At 33.1% G+C, this 23,346-nt stretch carries 18 protein-coding genes; all 18 read right to left on the bottom strand.

Annotation, left to right across the window (positions count from 1 at the left end):
* Window positions 1-351 precede the first annotated feature (351 nt).
* The 18 genes from ABEB23_RS00715 to ABEB23_RS00630 all read right to left on the bottom strand — a co-directional run bounded on the left by ABEB23_RS00715 (window position 352) and on the right by ABEB23_RS00630 (window position 23,225).
* Window positions 352-2,799: a polysaccharide biosynthesis tyrosine autokinase gene (locus ABEB23_RS00715; protein ID WP_348810454.1), complete on the bottom strand. Its 2,448-nt coding sequence runs from the start codon at window positions 2,797-2,799 to the stop codon at window positions 352-354.
* 15 nt (window positions 2,800-2,814) lie between these two features.
* Entirely contained in the window at window positions 2,815-3,606 is a 792-nt protein-coding gene (locus ABEB23_RS00710) for a polysaccharide biosynthesis/export family protein (RefSeq protein WP_348810453.1), read from the bottom strand.
* A 70-nt stretch (window positions 3,607-3,676) separates the two neighbouring features.
* A complete protein-coding gene (gene recR, locus ABEB23_RS00705; protein ID WP_348810452.1) occupies window positions 3,677-4,297 on the bottom strand; it encodes a recombination mediator RecR in 621 nt (206 codons plus the stop codon).
* A gap of 261 nt (window positions 4,298-4,558) precedes the next feature.
* Window positions 4,559-6,952 carry a GumC family protein gene (locus ABEB23_RS00700; protein WP_348810451.1) on the bottom strand — a complete coding sequence of 798 codons (2,394 nt, stop codon included), beginning with the start codon at window positions 6,950-6,952 and terminating at the stop codon, window positions 4,559-4,561.
* An 8-nt stretch (window positions 6,953-6,960) separates the two neighbouring features.
* A complete protein-coding gene (locus ABEB23_RS00695; RefSeq protein ID WP_348810450.1) occupies window positions 6,961-7,755 on the bottom strand; it encodes a polysaccharide biosynthesis/export family protein in 795 nt (264 codons plus the stop codon).
* A gap of 164 nt (window positions 7,756-7,919) precedes the next feature.
* The gene (locus ABEB23_RS00690; protein WP_348810449.1) at window positions 7,920-9,338 is read right to left on the bottom strand and encodes an undecaprenyl-phosphate glucose phosphotransferase; all 1,419 of its coding nucleotides are present in this window, start codon (window positions 9,336-9,338) and stop codon (window positions 7,920-7,922) included.
* Window positions 9,339-9,794: 456 nt separating this feature from the next.
* Window positions 9,795-10,655, bottom strand: a complete 861-nt coding sequence (locus tag ABEB23_RS00685; protein WP_348810448.1) for a hypothetical protein — start codon at window positions 10,653-10,655, stop codon at window positions 9,795-9,797.
* Window positions 10,656-10,664: 9 nt separating this feature from the next.
* A complete protein-coding gene (locus ABEB23_RS00680) occupies window positions 10,665-11,678 on the bottom strand; it encodes a Gfo/Idh/MocA family protein (protein ID WP_348810447.1) in 1,014 nt (337 codons plus the stop codon).
* 7 nt (window positions 11,679-11,685) lie between these two features.
* Window positions 11,686-12,783: a DUF1972 domain-containing protein gene (locus ABEB23_RS00675; protein ID WP_348810446.1), complete on the bottom strand. Its 1,098-nt coding sequence runs from the start codon at window positions 12,781-12,783 to the stop codon at window positions 11,686-11,688.
* A gap of 80 nt (window positions 12,784-12,863) precedes the next feature.
* Window positions 12,864-14,000: a glycosyltransferase family 4 protein gene (locus ABEB23_RS00670; RefSeq protein WP_348810445.1), complete on the bottom strand. Its 1,137-nt coding sequence runs from the start codon at window positions 13,998-14,000 to the stop codon at window positions 12,864-12,866.
* Between the two features lie 29 nt (window positions 14,001-14,029).
* Window positions 14,030-15,016 carry a glycosyltransferase family protein gene (locus ABEB23_RS00665; protein ID WP_348810444.1) on the bottom strand — a complete coding sequence of 329 codons (987 nt, stop codon included), beginning with the start codon at window positions 15,014-15,016 and terminating at the stop codon, window positions 14,030-14,032.
* A gap of 249 nt (window positions 15,017-15,265) precedes the next feature.
* Complete coding sequence (locus ABEB23_RS00660; protein ID WP_348810443.1) at window positions 15,266-15,937, bottom strand: acyltransferase; 672 nt, start codon at window positions 15,935-15,937, stop codon at window positions 15,266-15,268.
* A gap of 14 nt (window positions 15,938-15,951) precedes the next feature.
* Complete coding sequence (locus tag ABEB23_RS00655) at window positions 15,952-16,728, bottom strand: glycosyltransferase family 2 protein (RefSeq protein ID WP_348810442.1); 777 nt, start codon at window positions 16,726-16,728, stop codon at window positions 15,952-15,954.
* A gap of 269 nt (window positions 16,729-16,997) precedes the next feature.
* Window positions 16,998-18,263: a glycosyltransferase gene (locus ABEB23_RS00650; protein WP_348810441.1), complete on the bottom strand. Its 1,266-nt coding sequence runs from the start codon at window positions 18,261-18,263 to the stop codon at window positions 16,998-17,000.
* Between the two features lie 11 nt (window positions 18,264-18,274).
* Window positions 18,275-19,510 (bottom strand): hypothetical protein, encoded by a 1,236-nt coding sequence (locus ABEB23_RS00645; RefSeq protein WP_348810440.1) that lies wholly within the window; start codon window positions 19,508-19,510, stop codon window positions 18,275-18,277.
* Window positions 19,511-19,549: 39 nt separating this feature from the next.
* A complete protein-coding gene (locus ABEB23_RS00640) occupies window positions 19,550-20,914 on the bottom strand; it encodes a lipopolysaccharide biosynthesis protein (RefSeq protein WP_348810439.1) in 1,365 nt (454 codons plus the stop codon).
* Window positions 20,915-21,009: 95 nt separating this feature from the next.
* The gene (gene gmd, locus ABEB23_RS00635) at window positions 21,010-22,149 is read right to left on the bottom strand and encodes a GDP-mannose 4,6-dehydratase (protein WP_348810438.1); all 1,140 of its coding nucleotides are present in this window, start codon (window positions 22,147-22,149) and stop codon (window positions 21,010-21,012) included.
* A 125-nt stretch (window positions 22,150-22,274) separates the two neighbouring features.
* On the bottom strand, window positions 22,275-23,225 hold the full coding sequence (locus ABEB23_RS00630) for a GDP-L-fucose synthase family protein (protein WP_348810437.1): 951 nt from the start codon (window positions 23,223-23,225) through the stop codon (window positions 22,275-22,277).
* Window positions 23,226-23,346: the final 121 nt, after the last annotated feature.

Raw genomic sequence — 23,346 nt, 5'->3', positions numbered from 1 at the left:
TGTTTTTATTTAAGATCACTCCAATACTAGCGCACCACCTCTTTTAACCCTTCCTGCATGAAATATTGAGGCTGATACCCTAATAGCACTTTAGCTTTCAATACTAACCAACGAATATGGCATATCTCCAGCCCTATTAGCCCATAAAACACCTCGACAGAGACAATTCTGGGATCGTATTTTGATAAGTATTCCTTAAAATACTTATCAAACCATTTAAAGTGGTTCTGTCCCCAAAAGCCGCATTGAAAACCCTATTGTAAACCGTGTTCAGCACCTCCTGTAATCAATAGGGTAGTATTTGTATTTTCTTTCATCTCTTTTTAATTTAAAAATAACCCCTGGCCTAAATTATTTTTTACGCCATCTAGGAATGAATTTGTCAAACCAATTTCTTTTCACTTCTTCTTCATGGTAGCCGTTGGTATAATTTCCGTAACCATATCCGTACCCATAACCTCCTCCGTACTTGGCCTTGTTTTCAAAACCGTTTAAAATAATACTGGTATTGTTAAGCTCATCTCGCTTTACCCTGTTATTCAACAAAGTGATCATTTCCTTTTTGGTAAAATTTTGTCTCACAATATATAATGTTACGTCACAATATTGCGCTAATTCCAAGGCATCAGACACCAGGCCAACAGGAGGCGTATCCAAAATAATATAATCGTATTTCTGTTTTAATTCATCAATTAATTCCTTCATACCATCACTCAAAATCATCTCTGAAGGATTCGGCGGAATAGGACCTGAAAGAATGACATCCAAAAAAGGAATCTGGGTATGGTTTACAATTTCATCAACGGTTTTCTGTTTGATTAAATAATTCACAACCCCCACATTATTAGTCAAATTAAACTCTCCAAACAATTTTGGTTTTCTTAAATCCAAACCAACAATTACTGTTTTTTTCTCGCTTAACGCAAATACCGTAGCAATGTTTATAGAACAGAATGTTTTTCCTTCCCCACTGATCGATGAAGTGATCATCAGGGTTTTGGCTCCGCTTACCAATTGCTTTTTATACAAAAATTGCAGTGAAGATCGAATCGCTCTAAAGGACTCTGATAATGCTGATTTGGGTTTGTCAAAAACAGCCAGATCATTATGATCATTGTTAACCCCTACTACCCCAATCATTGGAATTTGGGTTAACTTACTCACGTCTTCTGCATTCTGAATAGAATTATTAATGAAGAAAATTCCAAAAACCAAAAGTAACGGAATCAGTATTCCAAGAAATAAGGCCAGCACATAATTGACGGATGTTTTGGGACCAATTAATCCGCCGCCAACATCTTTAGCCGGATCTATAAAATGAATGTCCGGCAAATTGGCAGCCTTAACAATATCTGCTTCGCTTCTTTTTTGAAGAAAGGTGCTATAAATATTGTCGCTTAGATCATATTTTCGTTTGATTTTAATTAACTCCTGCTGGTCTTCGGGAAGTTGCTTAATGGTACTTTCGGTTTCATTAATTTTACTGTTTACTTTTGCTAAATCATATTGCAAAGAAGCTTTGGCTGCCGAAATATTTTCCAGTAATACATTTTTAACAGCCACCATCTGATTGTCAAAATCCTTAAATATTTTATCACTTTTTACAGCATAGGCCATTTCTGATCTTTGCGTAGAAAGCGCAATTAATTTTGAAACATTGACCACAATATTAGGATCTTCAATTCCTGCTACTGAAGGCGCAGGCAGTTTAGAATAATCCACACTGCTATTCAAATAGGATTTTAATGAATTGTAATACGTTATTTTACGGGTTACCTCATCTCTTGCGACATCAAATTCAAGTATTTTATCTGAAAATTTAGCTCCACCCTCTTCAACGTCAAATATATTTTTATCTTTTCTGAAAGATTTTAACTCATCTCCTGTTTCCTTCAATTGTGATTCCATTGCAACTAAGGTACTATCTATAAAAGCAATGGTATTGGTGGCAAATTTATTTTTCCCGTCCAACTGTCTTTTGATAAGCATTTTCACGGTTGCATTCAAATACTCAACCATTCGGGCTTTGTTTGTCCCCTGCATTCCCAAAGTAATAATCGAACTTCCTTTGTCATCTGTTTTGACATTGATTCCCTTATAAGCAGATACCGTGGCATCAAAATCATTAAACTGGACAAAATATTCATTTCCTTTATAAAAACCAGGATTGTCCTTTATTTGTAATTTCCAATTTAAAAAAGGCAGCGAAACCAGTTCTCCTACTTTATATTTTTTCACAAAATCCCCTACCTCAACCGCTGTATTACTATACGAATTAGTGGCATAAGTCAGCAAGGAAACGGAATTGTTTTCGAATGGAATCCTAATTTCGTACTCAGATTCGTTTAAAAATTTAATTCCAATTTGATTTCCGACCAGTTGTCCTTTCGATTTATCAATAGTAACATAAAAAGGTACTGCGCCATAAGCATCAACCAGATTGTATTCGCCCTGAACCAAATAATCTATATAGTATTGTAATTTATCGACCACTAACTCATTATGAGATCTGGACTCCAAGGTGGTCGAAATAGTCTGAACCTGATCAGACGTACCTCCCCAATTGAAAACCAAACTGGTATTTGAGGTAAAAAGAGGGTTGCTTTCTTCCTTTACAACGATGACGGTTTCCATTCCATAAATTTTCTCTTTACGGATGTTTACTTGATAAGCAATGGTGAAAGTAATTAAGAGACTGAGCAAAAACCACTTCCAATAACTTCCGATTTTAATCAAAAAACCTTTAAAGTCAAAACTGCTTTGGTTTTCAAAAATCGAAAAATCTTTTATATCCAACATTTTTTGAAATAGGTTTTAATTTTTTAATAAAATAAAAGTAGTTGTGACCAAAGACAGCAACGTTATAATAGTGGTCAAAGACTCTAAACCAGTTTTACCCGTTCCCCAAGATTTTTGTTTAAGCGGTTTCACATAGACATAATCATTGGGTTGTAAATAATAATAAGGAGACTGTATCACATTGATATCGGTAAGATCTAGATCATGCATCTGAACCCCGGTTGGAGATTTTCTGATGACTGTTACCGCTTTTCGGTTTCCGGTCATGGTAATATCTCCTGAATTAGCAATTGCTTCCATGATAGTTACATGATCCTGAAATAAAGTCTTGGTTCCCGGAGCAGTAATTTCTCCATTTATGGTATATCTAAATCCGGCTAGTTTTACAGTAACAAAAATATTGGCTTCCGTTTTAAAGTACTCGTCTAATAACTGTTTTTCAAGTTTAATACGTACTTCTTCAGTCGTATAACCAATTACATTTATTTCTCCCAAAATCGGGACTCTTATGTTCCCATGATCATCAACCGTAAAACCGTCAAAATACAATTCCGATTCCGATTTGCCGGCAGCTTGAGAATCATTGGTAGGATTAAAAATAGCAACCAACTTAGGATCTATCGCTTTTAGTGTGATGCTCAAAACATCATTAGTTTGTATTCTGTAGGGTTTTGATTCCACTTCAGCAATGACAGCACCTGTTTCGGCACCCTCTTTTTTCTGAAGATAGGTCAAATCTTTCGTGGGAATGCAAGAGGAAAATAACACACTAATAGCAAGTAATAAATAGAGTCCGGATTTGCTCATTATAATATTTTTAACAACAAATATAGCTTTTCATTTATGATTTAAAAAGTATAGTTATTCTTTAAACGATTTAATTGTTTTTAATAGACTTTTCAAAAGGCACCCTTTGCAATATACTGCGCCCTAAGGTGACTTCATCGGCATATTCCAACTCATCTCCTACTGCTATTCCTCGGGCAATTGTCGAGATGACCACTTCACAATCCGCAATTTGTTTATAAATATAAAAATTAGTGGTATCGCCTTCCATAGTAGAACTTAAAGCAAAAATAATTTCGTTTACACTTCCCGATTTTACTTTCCCCACTAAGGTAGTTATATTCAACTGACTGGGACCTATTCCATCAATCGGGGAAATTTTCCCACCTAACACATGATAAATTCCTCTGAACTGTCCCGTGTTTTCAATGGCCATAACATCCCGAATATCTTCCACAACACAAATGATCTGATGATTCCTGCTGTTATTGGCACAAATTTCACAGAGATTACTGTCTGAAATATTGTGACAACTTTCGCAATACTTAATATCTTCACGCATATTCAATAATGCTTGCGAGAGAAAACCCGTTTGTTCTTTGGGCTGTTTCAGTAAATGCAGGACCAATCGCAAAGCCGTCCGTTTACCAATTCCTGGCAACTGAGACATTTCGTTGACTGCTTTTTCTATTAATTTCGATGAAAATTCCATGGATGCAAATGTAGTAATTTGTTTAATCGTTTAATCGATCTGGCAAATACTTCTCGCTACATTTTTAGCTTAATGAGTCCCTACTTATATTCCAATTCCTTCAAGCTAAAAAACACTCGAAGTGACGTGAACGGGACGATTATGCGTTTGGGTCTCGACTCCGCTCGACCTGACAAAACCTTTACAACAACAATCTCTGCCACATCGAACCAACAGCGCTTATATAAACAAAAAAAAGGCTTTCGCCTTTTTTTTAATCTATTATAAAAACTTTTTATACCAAGGTTTTTTCTCCTCTTTGACTCCGTAGCCATAGCCGTAACCATAGCCATAACCGTAACCATATCCTTTTTCTGATTGCGTACCGTTAAGAACGATACTCATATTAGTAAGTTTATTTTCTTTGTACAAAGTTTGCGGAACATGAAGCAAACGTTTGTCTAGATAGTGTGCGCGCACCACATATACAAAGGTATCTGCATATTTTGCCACAATTAAAGTATCTGTTACTAAACTTACCGGAGCCGTATCGACGATAATATAATCGTATTCTTTTTTTAATCGTTCAAAAAGCTGATCTACTTTACTATTCATTAATAATTCAGTAGGATTTGGAGGAATGATTCCTGACTGCAACACATAAAAATTGTCTAGCCCTTTTGGGTTTACAATATAATTATCAATTTCATCTTTGTGCGACAACAAGTAATTGGTCAAGCCTTTACCATTAGGCAAGTCAATGTATTCACTTAGCTTTGGACTTCTGATATCCATTCCGATCAAGAGTACCTTTTTTCCGGAGAGAGCGATTACCCTAGCTAAATTAACCGCCAAAAATGTTTTCCCTTCTCCCGGAATAGTTGAAGTCATTAAGATTGTTTTTGCCACCCCTTCCGGCACTTTATTCAACATAAAGTCTAAATTGGTTCGGACAATTCGAAGGGCTTCGGCTGAAGCCGAACGACTGTCTGCGCTTATAATTTGATTAGGGGTTATAGACTTTGGAATATCTCCCAAAAATGGAACCGCCCATTTATCTGTAATATCAAAACGAGATTTCACTTTGGTATCCAATAAATCCATCAGATAAATAATCCCGAAAGGAATCAACAACCCTAATAATAAAGCAGCTAAATAAATGATACTTTTCTTAGGAGAAACTGGGATTTTAGAAGCTCTGGCCGAATCAATCACTCTTGCATTGGGTTCCGTTGCTGATAAAGAGATGGCCGTTTCTTCTCTTTTTTGCAATAAATACAAATAAAGTTCTTCTTTCACTTTTTGTTGCCTGGCAATAACCCTGAATTGACGTTCCTGGACTGGTATTTTACCAATTTTACTATTCAACAGCCCTTCGTTGCTCTTTAAATCTCTTTTCTGAATCGCTAAAGTGGATTGCAGTCGTAAGAGACTCGCGGTCACATTCGCTTTTAAGGATGCAATCTGCTGATCCATTTTAACCACAGATGGATTGGTAACAGTAGCTGATTTCAAAATCCTGTTTCGGTCTAAAACCAATTTATTATAGGAATTAATCAATCCTGTAGGACCTCCTTCACCAGCGATGATATTAGTTGGTAACAAATCAGAATTGGTGCTTTTTTTCATAAAATCAAGCATGGAGGAAACCATGTTCAACTGGATTTCGGTCTCCACTCCTTTTTTATCGTATTCACTGGATCCTTCGATAAACAGTTTCGCTTCCGATTCGATATCGGTTAACTTATTGGCTTTTTTAAAGACTTCAACATCTTGCTCAACCCCTTCCAATTCCTGAGTGATTAAGGTTAATCGATCTGCAATGAATTTAGAAGTGTTCTCAGAAATAAAATTCTTATCGGCAGCGGCATCATCATTGTAAATTTGAATCAGATTATCTAAGAAATCCTCCGATTTCTTTTTCACAGCATCCTTTACAGAAAGTTCCACCACACTACTCGTTTTACTGATAGGGGTCACATTTAGCTGTTTTCTGAAATTTTCGACCACATCATCAAGAGGGCTGATGACTATTCGGATTGGTTTAAGATTGTCTTTAAAATGACTTTCCCCATATACTTTTGACTTACTGATAATCAAACGACCGTATTGAGTTGGAATGATTTCTCCGTATCGAAATTCTTTCTTATTATTTAAGATAAGCTTTAAGGTATCCTCAGCAATTTCATTTTCTAACGTAAAAGTATTGGTTGTTAGCTTATTAAACTTTAAATTGATTTTACTGTCATAAAATTGATTGGTTTTATCGACAAAATAAACCTCAATAGGCGTTTTCTCATACACCTCCCGATCAACCACCTTTCCTTCGACCAGTAAAAAAGTATTCAGATTTAACTTTTTCACGGTACTTTCGACTAATGTTCTTGATTTTAGAATTTCAATTTCATTATCCACATTATCTTTTAAGCCTCCACCCATTCCCAAATCAGCAAAAGCAGACAATTCAGAAAGCATACCGCCTTTTTTATCATCTTTCACCAAAATAGTTGTCGTCGCCTGATATTGCGGTATTGAGTATCGTAAATAGACAAATGCTGCAAATAAAGCAATACAAGCAGCCAGTAAAAACCATTTCCAATGGAACAAATATTTATCTAAAACTTCTTTTAATTGAAAATCATTTTCAAAATCTTCATCCAACATATTATTTTCCATGCAATAATTTAATTTGAGCTAGTAACAATTAGGGTAATTATAGTAATCATTAAAGAAGTAATCGAAATCAGTACTGATGTATTTGGGCCGACAGCGGCGCCATTTATTTTGTTTTTATTCGGCTCTACGTAGACCACATCATTTTGCGAGAGGTAATAAAAAGGCGAATTGATAAAATCTGCTTTGGTCAGATCGACTCTATTGTATGATTTAATACCATCAATTTCCCTGATAATCAAAATATTATCTCTTTTCCCGTAAATCGTCAAATCCTTGGCCATACTTAGGGCTTCAATCAAGGTAATTCGCTCGGAAGCCACAGTATAGGTTCCCGGTACCGTCACCTCTCCCTGAACAGAAATTTTAAAATTCATGATACGCAGGTTGATGATAGGATTTTTTATAAAGTCCGATATTTTGTCATTCAACATTTTAAGCACTTCTGTACGGGTTAACCCGCTTACTTTCAATTTTCCCAAGACCGGAAAATCAATCATACCGCTGGCATCCACTAGATAGGACTGTATTGTCTGTTGCCCGGATATCACACTTGGATTTGCAAGACTAGGGGTCGAAACTGTTGTCAAATTAAACGGAATTGCAATTTCAGGATCATCGGCAGAGACTATAATCATTAATAAATCATCCGGTTGAATTTTAATCTCGTATGAATTGGTCTTCTCTGAAGAGACAGCACCATCAATATTCTGATAGTAAACGACATCCTTTCTGGAAGCACAGGAAAAGAACAGCAAGGCCAAAAAAAATGGGGTTACTTTTTTTATAGCAAAGAAATATTTCATAAAACTTTATTTTTAAAGGGGGCAAATATAGGCATTAAACTTTTATTGGGATTCAAAAAAGATTTTCACTCTACAACAAATGACCAAAGAATAATTTTATTCGTTTCATCGTAAATCGCTGGACAAAATCTATTAAAAATTGTTTTTTTATGAGTTGGAAAAAACTAATAGGCATTCTTTTCTCCTTTAAATACATTTAACACAGTGCGGTAAATAATTTTTATATCCAGTAACAAACTCCAGTTTTCGATGAACCAAATATCATACTCTACCCGATTTTTCATATCGATAAGTTCCCTGGTTTCTCCTCTGTAACCATTCACCTGTGCCCAACCGGTTATTCCCGGTTTTGCATAATGACGAACGAGGTAATTGTTGATTAACTCAGAGTATTGCTCCGTATGCATCAACATGTGGGGACGTGGTCCCACAACAGACATATTCCCCCACAATACATTAAAAAATTGCGGCAATTCATCAATATTCGTTTTACGCATGAAGGCTCCAAAACGGGTCACACGACTATCTCCCTGCGTTGCCTGCAGCTGATCTGATAAACTATTGACCTGCATGGTTCTGAATTTCAGACAGGCAAAGGCCTGATTGTCTCGGCCGGAGCGTTCTTGCTTAAAGAAAACGGGGCCGGGAGAATCTATCTTAATCAAAATTATAATAATAGGAAACAGCCAAGGAAAAATGAATACGATAACCAATAGCGAAAAACAAAGATCGAATGCTTTTTTGACCAAAAGATTGAATGTCAACTCCAAGGGTTCCTTACGCAGCATCAGCACAGGAGTATGGCCGTAAAAACTAATCTCTACCTTACGGGACTTGGTGTATAATTGAAAATCAGGAATGAATTTAATACGCACCATATAGCGTTCGCAAAGCGTGGTCAGTTCGTTGATTATTTTAATACTATCAATATGCAAGGCAATATACATTTCGTCAACATTTTCTTTGATAATATAGTCCTCTATATCATCAAATCCGCCTAATATGGGCGAAGAGATGAAAGCATAAGGGTCTACTTTTTCGTCAAAAAAGCCCAATACCCGATACCCATAGGTAAGGTCAGAAGACAACACCTTGCAAATTCGTTGTCCCGCATCATTGGCTCCTACAATAACCACATTCCTGAAATTATATCCCTGGGCACGCACATATTTCAAAATCTTCATGAAAAATATACGGAATGCAAAAAGCAGCGCAAAGAAAATTAAATAGAAATACAACAAGCGCAAACGAGAAACCTCATGGTACTTTAAAGCATCCACGAAGAAAACGATAATGGCAATATGAATCAATAATTTTCTGAGTGTCCGTTTTAAAATGGGTTCAAATCCTTCAATACGAACCATGCGATACGCATCCTTGTACAACAATAAAATAATCCAGATGAGATTAGACAACAAGGAAATCGTTTGCACTTCTTTCAAATTCATTCGATCCATACTTTCATACTGAATTGTAAAAGAAAGAAAGATCGCTACATTCAACAAAAGAATATCCCATAAAAGAAAACACAGTTTAAAATAGCGTGAAAAGCGATAAGCGGCCAGGTTTTGTAATAGTGACATATAAAAATTAGCAGGTTTAATTTTCTATTATTAGTGTAGATTGGATTTCACAAAGAGTAAATCTGGATAAAAACGAATTGTATTTTCTATCTATGTATTACTCCTTCAATTTCAAGAAAGTGATTTGCATATTGATCCGTGATTAATTCCCAATCATAAATATTGGTAATTTTTTTTCTATTTTCATGTAACATCTATTGGTATTGCTCCTGATCATATATTGTATTCAACATATGATTGGCTACTTCATTTGCATCCTGAAAATAAATGGCATCTGTTCCCAAAATATACCGATTAAAAAAATATAATTAGCACAAATATTGGACTGATACCTTAAATTATTCAAAATACCCATATTATATATTCCTCCGATAAATTGACTTTGAATTTACCCTCTACTAATACTTAGATCCAACTTTAATAACAACATAACATCCTAAGCTATAAAGGTGAATTTTATAAATTCGCTTCTATCAAATTCATATTTTCCTGTATATGATTTTTAGAAGAAGCACCAAATAATACGGATTCGATCTTAGGAAATTTACTCAAATATTCAATCGCTTCTTTAGGTTTTAAGGCACCTGCAGCCATCACTTGCATTGCAATAGGGCGAAACTTCTTGTTAGGATCGGTCAAATAATTTTCATACGCCTCAAGGCTACCAGATACACGAAATCCTATTTTGTTGATTGAGGAACAGATAATAGGGTTGTCGATTCCAATCTGCTCACATATATCTACCATTTTACACATATTCATAGTGATAAATCCAGGTTCCGCCTTATATTTCTTTTTTATATGCTTAGCAAATGCCGTAAAGAAATCATACATTCCTAATCCAAGAATTAAATCGACTACTACATTTTGCAAAAAGATTACAGGGGTATTGATTCCTTTAAACATCTTCATCTCAGCATCTATAAGTAACTCCATCATTGCCATGTAGTCTTTTTGGATGAATGCTAACCCACCTTTTGTGGCTACCGAAAGCATGTTTCCAGGCATATAGGCTTTCATTGCTCCCAGAATACCTAAGTCAGTTACGGCATTAGCATACTTATGTGCATAAGGCATACAAGGAAAGATATTAAAATCTTTGTATTCCTTTTGATTTTCACGCATGTAGTCACATATTTCAGCAATACGGTCGTGGGTTGTACACATAAAAGTATTAATACCCACTTCTCTGGCAGAGTTTAACACATCAATGATGGCTTTGTTCTCCTTGAAGCGGATAGCTTGTGCGCGTGATTTTTCATCAGATATGTGGTTGACTGCAAAAAATTGGTTGTCCCCAAATAAAATTTTATCCATTTTTTATGTTTATTTCAAAGTGTCATTAATCAATATATCTATAATCTTATCCGTAACCAAAGCTTCTGCAAAAGAACTGATGTTTTCTTTTTTCTTATGTTTGATACAGTCGATAAAGTAATCTATCTGTGCAGAATATTCTTCGCCTCGGAGGTTGAAGTTAACAAGTGGTGTTAAATCGGTAATATATTTGATATTCCATCCTTTTTCCAAATTTTCAGCTTTGTTTTCCTCTTTCAGGTAGATTTTCAGTTCCGTGGCATCGGCTATCAGTTTACCTTTTTTACCTTCTATTTCAATGGAGGTACACATTTTTCGATGTGTTTCATCACTCCAATTGACCGCCAATTGACCGCTCAATCCATTTTCTAGGAACAGAGACGAGTAAACAGCATCTTCTACCTCGTTTGAATATATACTTTTGAGTAATGTTCCTTTGGCGTCTACTGGTTTACCCAACACGAAGTGAATCAAATTGAGGACGTGTGATGCATAATCGAACAAGCAACCCCCGCCTTCAGAACGTGCTGAACGCCATGTACTTCCTTTCTCTTTCAATACCACAGGTCCGTATGCCGAACCATTAAAATGATACAAATCACCTATCAGACCCGATTCAGCCAATCGCTTCATTTCTCGGAATGTCCCGATAAAGCGGTTGTGGTATCCTACCTGATTAATTACATCTTTTAATTCAGCAACAGTTACCATTTTGATACCCTCTTCTACTGTCAGCGCAAATGGTTTTTCACAAAATACGTGAATGCCTCTTTCGAGTGCATACAAAACCATATCAGCGTGAAATTTGGTAGGTGTAGCCACTATAATGCAATCGGGTTGAGTCTCAAGAATCATTTTCTTGTAGTCGGTATATGTCTTTTGCTTGGAATATTTGTTGAAGGCTTCCAGCAAAAAGGTTGATGAGTCGCATATGGCTACTAAATCTACATCTGGATGAGCATTAAGAATCGAACAATGAGACAATCCCATTTTTCCCAATCCGATGATGGCTGCTTTAATCATAATTTTATTATTTGCTATTAATTACGTTCTTATACTGATTACTAATTATTTCCCAACGATAATTTTTTTTTGCCACTTCCTGCAAATCTTCTCCTATTTTTTGTAAGTCAAAAGTTTGATATTGATTCAACAAATTAGTTAGTTCTTCTGTTGAATTGAAATATAATGCTTTGTTATGAGAGGTATGCTCATTATAACCGGAAGCATAGGCAAAAGTAGGCAGACCTAAATACATTGCCTCTGCAAAAGAAGGATTGGTTCCGCCGGCTGAATGTCCGTGTATATAAATAGTACAATTACTTCTTAAAATATCCAAAATTTCCCGATCATAAATGGCATCAAGTAAAACCAGGTTGTTCTTATTCAAATAGTTGTTTTTAGTTTCTATTCCATAGGGAGAATTATTCCAGTTACCTACCATAACAAAAGGCAATTGATTCTGATTCACAAAAGCATCAAGCATCATATCTATATTATTATCCTTTTGAATGCGAATGACACTAAAGGCATATTTTTGCTTCAGGAAAGAATATTTTTTAATAGCCTCTTCTGTAATAGGTTTTTTCATGGCTTGATCGCCTCCATAAGCAATAAGGGTGCTTGACAAACCATATTCGTTTTGAATATAGTTTTGGATTCCAATGTTATCCGAAATAATATGTCCACAATTCTTGACTAACAATGCTTCTGCCTTTTTTATAACCTTCCTGGCAGTTGGGGACCATTTATTTCTTTTCCAATCCAGTCCTCCTATATTTAGTATAATTTTTGAACGAAAAAGCTTGAGAAATGGCATGACAAATCCAGCTCCAAACCCTAAAAACAATATTTTGTCATTTCGAAATACAGCTTGAATTAATGAAAGACTATCATAAATTATTCCTAATCCTCCATGCGAAGTAATCGGAATATACTTCAACTTCGCTCCTTTGTATTCAGAAAGTTTAGTATCAATGTCTTTTGATGAACAATAAACGGTTATATCCATTTCTTTTGAAAGATGTTCCACCAAATACTCCGCAAGGGTTTCAAATCCCCCATAATTATTAGGCAATCCTCTGATTCCTACTATTGCTAATTTTGACACAAGTTTTTTTGCTTTCATTAAGTTTACTTTGTATTAAGAAAATTCAATATTCTACAGTTTAAAATTTTAAACAATTAATATAAAAAGTGTAAAAAAAATTAATTATTTTGAATTTCAATTATAAATTTCTCAATGTCTTTAGTGTATTTTTCATCTGAAAACAACTCTTTGACTTTGTTTCTTGAATTATTGCTGATTAAATCATAAGTTTTTTTGTCACTAATAAGTTTTTCAAATTTTGATGTAAAGTCATTTTTATCATCAAATAAAAAACCATCAACATTATCTACTATAAGTTCAGCTGTACCTGCATTATTATATCCTAAAACAGGAATACCATCTCTCATTGCTTCAATTGTTACTCTACCAAAAGCTTCATTTTTGGAAAAGTTTAATAAAATATCAATTGATTTATAAATATTATTAGTATCTGATATATACCCCATAAAAAATATTTTTTTTTCAATATTATTCTCTAAGGCATATTTTTTTATAGATTCAATGTATTTTTTTTCACCATCCCCATATATACTTAAAAAAACTGAATTATATTTCATAAGGAGATCTTTCATGAAATGAACAGCTTCTAGCTGACACTTTTCTTTATGAATATATCCGACAATACCAATGTTAATGGAATTGTTATCTCTATCTTTATTATTTGAATCTATTGACTCAATACCATTATAAATAGTTCTACATATGGTTTTTTGAAGATGAATTGGCAAAACATGTTCTTGCACAACATTTGAATTAAAAATTAAACCTGCACTTTCATTTAATGACCAAATCTTAAACCTTTTCCCATATAGTGGAATAAAACTATAATCTAAATCTCCAAATTCTCGTACATGAGTAATGTGTTTTACCTTAAGAAATTTCGAAACTATCCAACCCATATTTTCTATTGAGCTATTTGAATAAATAATATCCGGTTTGAATTTCCAAACTCGATATAACAATACAGGAAACATAAAAAAATTTAATATTTGCAATAAAGGGAATAACAGATACCTTATTTTTTTTCGAAAGAAAAAAATAATTGGAAAAAACGGTAATGATATTTGACTTATCTCATTTGCTTTATAATCTTCATTCAACGAATTTGCAAACGGAACCATTAATAAAACATCATAATTTGTGTTGAGATACTTAATTAAGGTAAATAATGACTTATTGGCACCATAAGGTTTCCCATTGTGACAAAAAAAAAGTATCTTAAGCTTATTTTTCATGCTTTTTTTATTTTAATAAAAGAAAAAAATTATTTTTCTAAAAGATTTTCAATAAAACCCTTAAAATTATACCAAGTATTTTGAATTAAATGCTCTGAAATTCGCGCATCATTGTGCTTAAATTGTTCAACTAGTGACTCAATCTCATCAAATTCATTGTATGTCTGAATAATATCTAAATCCTTGTATTCTTTAAATGCCCCTATATTAGGGCCTATAATTGGTTTTAAAAATGAAAGACTGTAAATTAATGCACCGGAAGATAGTATAGAAGTTGAAGAATGGCAAAAAAGCACAACTTTTGATTCTGATATGAATTTGGATAATTTATTATCATCAATATATTCATCTATGAAAATAATATTTGGTGTAATATGATTATTTATCTCTCTCAAGTAGTTTTCATCGTTACATTTACCACATATAAGAATTTTTTTATCAGTATAGTAATTTTTGTTTTTTATAAATATGAGAAATTCAGTAATATTTTTATAAGGCTCGATATTCCCCCAAAGAATAAAATCATAAATAAGAGGTATATTTAATATCGGTTTTACATTTTCATAAATTGGATGAGGAGTATATACAATGTTATCTTTTTTATAAGTATCACGATAAAAAGCCAAACCATCTTTAGCATGTGTTATTACAAAATTGGCAATTCGAGAATTATAGTTCATAATTGCACCTGAAAGATAATTTTTCTTATTATGAATTCGCTTATTGTGTAATATCCATATTATTTGCTTTGATTTAAAAGTTTTAATTATTAATGTTATAATTACATAATTTAGAGTCTGTAAAAATCCAAATTTTAACTTTGGTAGATTTTCGGTCCAATTAAAAATAAAAACATCACATCTTAAATACAGAATTAAATCAAAAATTCCGTAATTACGACCACAATTATTTGAGATTTCATTATTTAAACCTAAACTTTCAACTAAGTGATTTACATAAGGATTTAGAATAGATTTATTAGCTTTTATAGGGAATATGTATATTTTTTTTTTCATCTTGTTTCTATAATTTACAAATTATTAAATAGTAGATTAAATTTAAGACCTACAATACGTTAGATTTACACATAAATAGATAATCCAACTGTTTATTCTTTTTTACTTAATAATTCAACTTTCCAACAAGCTTTTCATTCTCTTATATTGTTTACCCTAACCCTTTTCGGCATAAAGCGATGATGAGGAAAACCATTTCTCTAAAAACTCATCTGCGTTTGCGCTTGACAAATCATCTATATTTCATAATTATAGTCGTTCTCTTGACCAATTGACATTTTTCTTCACAAGTTTTGAAGGTATTCCTGCGTATATAGAATTTTCTAAAATCTCTTTCGTAACAATTGTTCCTGTTGCAACAATAGAATTATTTCCAATTTTAGAACCTTTTAAAACCGATACTCCATATCCTAACCAAACATGATTACCAATATGAACCGGTTGAGCATTATTGATTCTGACAGAGGTTTCTGCATCAAAAATTGAATGGCTATCACCATTTCTAATTTGGATTTCATTTGAGAACATACAATCTTCTCCTATAATAATAACTTCTCCCTCAGTTGCTGCAAAATGACCACCTTCAATTGTCGTACGATAACCAATTTTTATTTGCCCCCTATCATCTTCTATCCAAAGTTCCAAATCTCTTAAATTACAATACTTCCCTATTTCAATTTTACAATTGCTTCCCTTTACGTATAACAAACAGTGTCTCAAACGAGCTTCGGGGGATATTTTAATCAAACTGTCCCTTCCATTTATTCTTATTTTTACATCGTTTAAAAAAGCTCCCTTCAAAATTATTCTGTTGCTGCGTTTTCCTTTTATAAAACAATATGATGGAAAACTGTAAATCATTGCAGCTACATTCATCAAAATCGGCAACCTCTTAAATAAATCAACAATAGTCTTCTTCATTTTAATAATTAATTTTAAAAAAGCTTAATAAATTTAATGATTTTATGTTTAATTCGAATCCGAAGACCTTCTACAGTGTTTCTTTTAAATTTATTTAATTCTTCATAGTCCTCAGCCATTGTTATAAATTGTGATTTAAAAACTGCTTCCTTTTCATGTTTGTGAATCTCAGCATACTCTTTGTTGCTGCTTATTCCGTAAGGATCATAAATTGCGATAACTTCTGGAAGTACTTTAATCTGTTTAAAAAACACATTGTAAGCAGTAAAAATAAACTTGTAATCAGCAGCAATTTTTAAAGAATCATCATATAATCCTAATTCGCTGAACAACTCTCTCTTTGTAAACGTTGACTGATGATATAACCCGTTATAAATGAAGTAATAGAGTGATATTTTTTTTGGAGGCAGCATCTTAAATTCCATCATTCTAAATTTGATACATATTCCACCATAAAGAAAGTCAGCAGTTTGTTTGATGTTAAAGATTTCAGCAATCACATTATTTTTGTAAAATATATCTCCAGAATTTAAAAAATAAACATATTCACCTTTTGCACGTTTAATACCTTTATTCATCGCGTTATAAATACCATTATCTGGTTCCGATACCCAATAATTTATACTAGCTTCATTCTCGCTAATGATTTCAATACTATTGTCCGTTGAAGCTCCATCTATTACAATATACTCATAATCATCAAAGATTTGATTTACCACGCTCTCAATTGTTTTCTTTAATCCTTGTGAATTATTTCTATTAATGGTAATTATTGAAAGAATTGGCTTCATAAATTTTTAAGTATTTCTATTGTTTGTATTTATTACTACTATATTTAAAATATAACTCTATTATTGTATGCGTATAAAAATATCAATTTAATTGTAAAATCTTATTTTGATTAGTAACAGATACAAAAATGCCAACTAAATTTTCTCCACCCGATCATGAGTTATGAGCGGAATTTATTATGAATGTTTTTGAACGACCACATTATGAATACTGAATAACCGTATTCAGTTATTAGTTATGAGACTCTTAACTCTTTGTTAAACAATAATTATTTACTTTCGATACATTTACTAATTGCAATTTTATAAATAGATAATAAATTATCTTTTACAATGCTTTTATTATGTCTTTTTTCTGCAACAGAAATAGCATTTGAACTTATTATCATTAAATTTTTTGGAACATTAATTAATTCTATGACTTTACTAGCTAAAATATGAGGCTCATTGCTTGGCACCAAAAAACCATCAATTCCATCCTGTATAAGTGTTGAAATACCGCCAACATTTGTAGAAATTACAGGCAGACCAATTAATTGTGCTTCACAAATGCTGTTAGGACTATTGTCTATATAGGAAGCATGAACAAAAATATTTGAATTTAATAATGCTTGTAACAGTTCTTCTTCCAGAGTAATGCCCTTCAATATCACATTATTATCATAAAATTTTTCCCCAATTAAATGTTCAATAAATTTCGCATATTCTGAATTCGGCCTAATCCCATAAATATTCCATTCAAAGTCGAAATTTGCATTCTGTTTCAAAAGGACAGCTGTTTTTAGAATTAAATCGAGTCCTTTATAAATGTTTTCATTTATAGTTGATGTAAGAATGAATTTGGTATTTTTGGGCATTTCCCATTTTGCTTTATAAAAACCATTTCTAATTATTTCATCACAATGATAATAATTAGCATGAGGAGCATATAGTTTTGTAATAGCCTTATCCCAATGAGTACGTCCAATAAAGTTAGAACAGGCTTTGAAAATTTCCAATTCACGTAGAGCCATTTTCTCAAAACGATAATAATCATGAAAAAGACCAACACCCTTAGCAAGAAAAACCGGATTTAAACTCTTAAATAAAGAAATTCCTTTGAAACCAGGGAAAAACCAAGCATTTAAATAAGGATTTATTATCCCTTGTAAATGAATAACCACTGGTACTTTTGTGTACTTAGTAATTTTACCAAACATTGTCTCTGTCCCAAAAACATGTATAATGTCAGGACTGAAATCTTTAATGGGGAATACAAGTTTTTCTAATTGTTGCTTGCTACCTATTTCATGTCGCCAATTATTGAAGTATTTTATAAGTTTTGAATTATTATTTTTGTGCAATTGATAATAAGTAGTTCCACTATCATCTTTAAAAACAAGATCGTTATCCCCCCAAAATACTATAGCAAGTTCAATATTTTCATCATGAAGAAATAATTTTTTAAGGGAACTAATCCAATTACCCCCAGGATAAAAGAATTTTCCGTTCACATCTTGCTTCATCGAAACATGCGAATACCAAAGTACTTTCATTTTAAATTATATTAAATTTTGGCAAGATAATATTTAACTTGCTCATTAGTCATTGAACGCCAACTTAATGATTCGCAAAGAGCAAATGCTATCCATACAAAAAGATATTCTAGACCAAAGCTGGGTAATCCATATGGTATTAAAAAAACAACATGAAAAAAAACATATAATGCCAGAGCTTTAGTAAGCCTATTTCTTGTTTTAAAAAACCCAACATAGAAAGCATGTAACAAAAGGAAAACATAAAATATCAAGTATATTATTCCGCCTTTTAGAATTAAATAAAGATAGCCGGTTTCATGTGTATACCTAGGCACATCGAATGCGGGATGTTTATAAGCTCCTTCAATCCCTTCACCAAAAAGCCAAGCATTTTCTGTAGTTAAATATTTAATTAACGTCTCATCTACATCGGACCTTGTATCTTCGTTAATTCTATTGAAAAGCAAAGAAAAAGTAGAATTTGAATACGTATTTACTGTTACAAAAATTATTGAAATGATTACACCAATAAATACAAATTTTAAAAATACATTCCTACTTTTTGATTGTTGTAGGTATAAATAAAACATCCCAAAAAAATATAAAGCAATTATAACAACTCCACCTCTTCTAGCAAGAAAAGCAAATAAAAACAAAATAAATAAAGAAGTAAAAATGGCAAACCATTTGTATTTCTTTGGAACAAACTCGTAACATAACATTGAAAAACAAGAAATAGTGAACCAAAAGTTGTATTGGTCAGCTAAGCTTGCTAACCCCATTTCTCCATCTGTACTCATTACTTCCCCCCTAAGCACCACGATTTGCATTGTACTGAAGTTTAACACAAAAAACACATAACCAATTATAGAGAATACAAAAATCATTTTAAATAATTTTGGCAATGAAATGATTCTTGTACCTAACAAAATGATAAGCGGTAGTAAATATGACGTTAAACCATAAATTTTATATGGATGTAAGCTATCTTCACTAAAATCTTGACCTAAAAGAAAAGGACGAGTAATTATTAAAAAGGTCCACAATAAATAAGCATTAAATACGATTCTTATTTTTCCTTTCAATGGATTATCTCTCTTATATCTAAAAAAAAATGGAGATACAAAAATAAATAGCAAGCCGATAAATGCAATAGTACTTTGTAATGGATGATATAATAGTTCTGCAAATTCTTTTAATCCAAAAAGAAGAAATCCGAATAAGATAATTGAAAAAACTCGATAATTGGCTTTAGAGAATTGCATTAAGATCTTTTATAAAAAATTTAAAATTATTAATCAGAATTATTTATTCCATATGCCTTTAGCGGTATTATTGATAACCTTATAATATTGCATTGGGGCTAAAATCATACTCGGAATAAAACAAATTATTGTTGCAAAAATGACCCCAGCAACTCCCATTTTTAAGTTACTTGCAAAATAAATTGATAGTGGAATATTGATTAAAGAACAAAATACGCTTTGTAAAGCTTGAATTTTTACTTTTCCTGTACCATTAATAAAAAAGGTATATGGTGTCACAAATATTGATGACATTATAAAAACCCCCATTAAAATGGTTAAAGATTCTGGAACATAGACTTTGGAACCAACCCAAAAATAATAAAAAATATTGGACAGAAACATCATAATCAAAACACAAAAAATAAAAGCAAAAGCCATTCTGTTAAAGTTTTTCATAGATTTTCTAATCCATTCAAAATCATTTTTTATATAAGCCTCCGTTATACTAGACCAATAAGGGTTTGCTATAATATTGAAAAGCATTGTAGCAATACTAAAATATTTATATGAAATGTTAAAGGGTACAACTTTAGCTGGAGAAAATAAATTAGAAATAATCATATTATCTGTAGAATATAAAACTATCCCTGAAATTTGAACTATAAAAAACAGGAATCCTAATCCAAAAATATCTTTTAAGTATTTTTTTTTCCATAGCGAAAGACTAGGTTTATACTGCTTGTATGTTTTTGAAAATGCAAATAGATTCAATCCCAGTAAAAGTAACATAGGTAAGGCAGAGAAAATAGTACCAAAAAATAAAAGTGAACTCTCTCCTGTTTGTATCATCAACCATATGGTCAACAAAGATCCGACGGATGTAAAAAAATTAATTTTCCCTTGCATGGAATGATGTTGGTCTGCCGTATAAATGGTAGTTATCAGTTTTACCACTAATTGTAAGCAAAAAAAAGAAAATACAATTGGCATGAGTATTCCAAGTTCTTTTTGCAAAGCAGGTTTAGTATTAAATACGCGCGTCCAATCTATAAAAAAATTAAAAAATAAAAAAATTACCATCAGCAGCATGCAAACACTACCAATAGTAAAATAAGCAGAACTAACATAGGCTCTGGCAAGGGTTAAATCTCCTTTAGCCTTAGCTTCAGCAAATTTATTACGCAATCCATTACCTAGTCCAATATCAAAGAAGGAAAACCATGCAATGAAAGAACTCAAAGTAAGCCATATTCCATAATTTTCGCTGTCTAAATAATTAATGGTTAATGGTACAACTAGAAAACTAGATACCATGCTTCCTCCTTTATAAATAAACGACAAAAGAACATGTTTTGTGATGTTCTTAGAGCGATTACTTTTAATTCCCAATTTATTGTAACCTTTATGAATTATTTGTTTCAATTTTTGTTATTTATTAACTTGGGGAAACATTGAAATCATGTAAAAGTTATCTCAATTATTCCTATTTGTAAAAAAATTAAATAAGCAATTATTACCTATTCCTTCTGTATATATACAGTATGTCCCCCATTCATCAAATGCAAATCCTTTTTGAACAAAGCTACATCAGCGGCCACCATTTCTTCCACCAGACCGGCTAAATCGTATTTCGGTGTCCATCCCAATTGCGTTTGGGCTTTAGTCGGATCCCCAATTAATAAATCCACCTCAGTAGGACGGAAATATCTTGGGTCTATGCGCACCAATACATCTCCTATTTTGGTTTTAATTTCCAAACCTTCTAAAGCATCATTCACCAATGCTTCATCAAAACTGTCTAAAATTCCAATTTCCTCCACTCCTTCTCCTTCAAAACGCAGGTTGAACCCTACTTCTGCAAAAGCCAATCTAATAAAATCACGTACTTTGGTCGTAACACCCGTAGCAATTACATAATCACTCGGTTGGTCTTGCTGCAAAATACGCCACATGGCTTCTACATAATCCTTGGCGTGTCCCCAGTCCCTTTTGGCATCCAGATTCCCCATATAAATGGCGTCTTGCATCCCTAAAGCAATTTTGGCTACGCCACGCGTAATTTTACGGGTAACAAAAGTTTCTCCTCGTAATGGGGATTCATGATTAAACAAAATCCCGTTACAGGCAAACATATTGTAGGCTTCACGGTAATTTACCGTAATCCAATAGGCATAAATTTTAGCAACTGCATACGGAGACCTTGGATAAAAAGGAGTCGTCTCTGATTGTGGAACCGCCTGAACCAAACCATATAACTCAGAAGTACTGGCTTGGTACACTTTTGTTTTCTTCTCCAATCCTAACAAACGAACTGCTTCCAAAATACGTAAAGTCCCTATCCCATCTGCGTTAGCTGTATATTCGGGAATATCAAAACTCACTTTCACATGACTCATTGCCGCCAGATTATAAATTTCATCCGGTTGTGTTTCCTGGATGATTCGCGTCAGGTTCATTGAATCGGTTAAATCACCATAATGCAGTTTGAATCGTTGGTTCTTTTCATGAGGGTCTTGGTACAAATGATCAATACGACTGGTATTGAAAGAGGACGATCTGCGTTTGATTCCATGAACCATATATCCTTTTTCTAATAATAATTCTGCTAAATATGCGCCGTCTTGTCCTGTTACCCCTGTTACTAATGCTACTTTCATTTTGTTCTTTTTCGTTTTTCGCTTGTTAATCGGTGAATTGGTTAATCGTGTAACTGATAATTGGTTAAATCTTTTATAAACAGTTAACCCTTTTTCTAACCAGTTAAACGGTTAATCGCAAAAATCTACATCTTCACTTGCTTAAATGCATCGATGTTTTCCAAAAACCAATCATAGGTTTTTTGAATGCCTTCCTCTAAGTTCACTTGGTGTTTCCATCCTAATGCATGCATTTTAGATACATCCATTAATTTTCTTGGTGTACCATCAGGTTTTGTGGCATCCCAGATAATTTCGCCTTTATGACCTGTAATCTGCTGAATCGTTTCAGCTAACTGTTTAATTGTCAAATCCTCGCCGGTTCCTATGTTATATAAATAGTCCGGAAGCCTGTTTTCTAAAGCAAAAACCACTGCTTGGGCCATATCTTCCACAAATAAAAATTCTCTCATAGGAGTTCCGCTACCCCAGAGCGTAACAGGAGCATGGTTGTTTTCTTTGGCTTCATGAAATTTTCTCATCATGGCCGGTAAAACATGTGAGGTATTCAAATCGAAATTATCATGAGTACCGTATAAATTGGTAGGCATCAGACTAACAAAATCTTTTCCAAATTGCTTTCTAATCGCCTCACAGGCTTTTACTCCAGTAATTTTTGCAATAGCATACCATTCGTTAGTAGGTTCCAAAGTTCCGGTTAGCAGGTATTCTTCTTTTAAAGGTTGTGGTGCTAATTTTGGATAGATACAAGAACTTCCCAAAAAAATAAATTTCTCCACACTGGCTTGTAATGCCGAATCAATCAAGTTATTCTGGATCTGCATGTTCTCCATAATAAATTGATACGGATAATTATTGTTGGCCAATATTCCTCCCACTCTGGCAGCCGCATCAATGATCACTTCTGGGTTTTCTTTGCCCATAAAATCTTTTACAGCCTGTTGGTTTCTCAAATCCAATTCACCGCTGGAAACTCCAATTAAATTTGTGTATCCTTTAGCAGATAAAGTTCTCCAAATAGCACTTCCAACCATTCCGTTGTGTCCGGCGATATATATTTTAGTATTCTTGTTCATCTGATTCATTTTAAATTCTGGGTGTAATTACTCCAAACGGTTCTCGATACATTAAGTGTTGGGTTGTAGGTTTCGGTTCCGTCAGTTCGAGTGATGGTATGAAATAGCGACAGCGGTTTTA

Origin of the sequence: Flavobacterium maritimum (assembly GCF_040049085.1) — a bacterium.
Taxonomy (GTDB): Bacteria; Bacteroidota; Bacteroidia; order Flavobacteriales; family Flavobacteriaceae; genus Flavobacterium; species Flavobacterium maritimum.
Note: the sequence above shows the minus strand (reverse complement) of the source record. Positions and strands in the feature narration are given on the sequence as shown.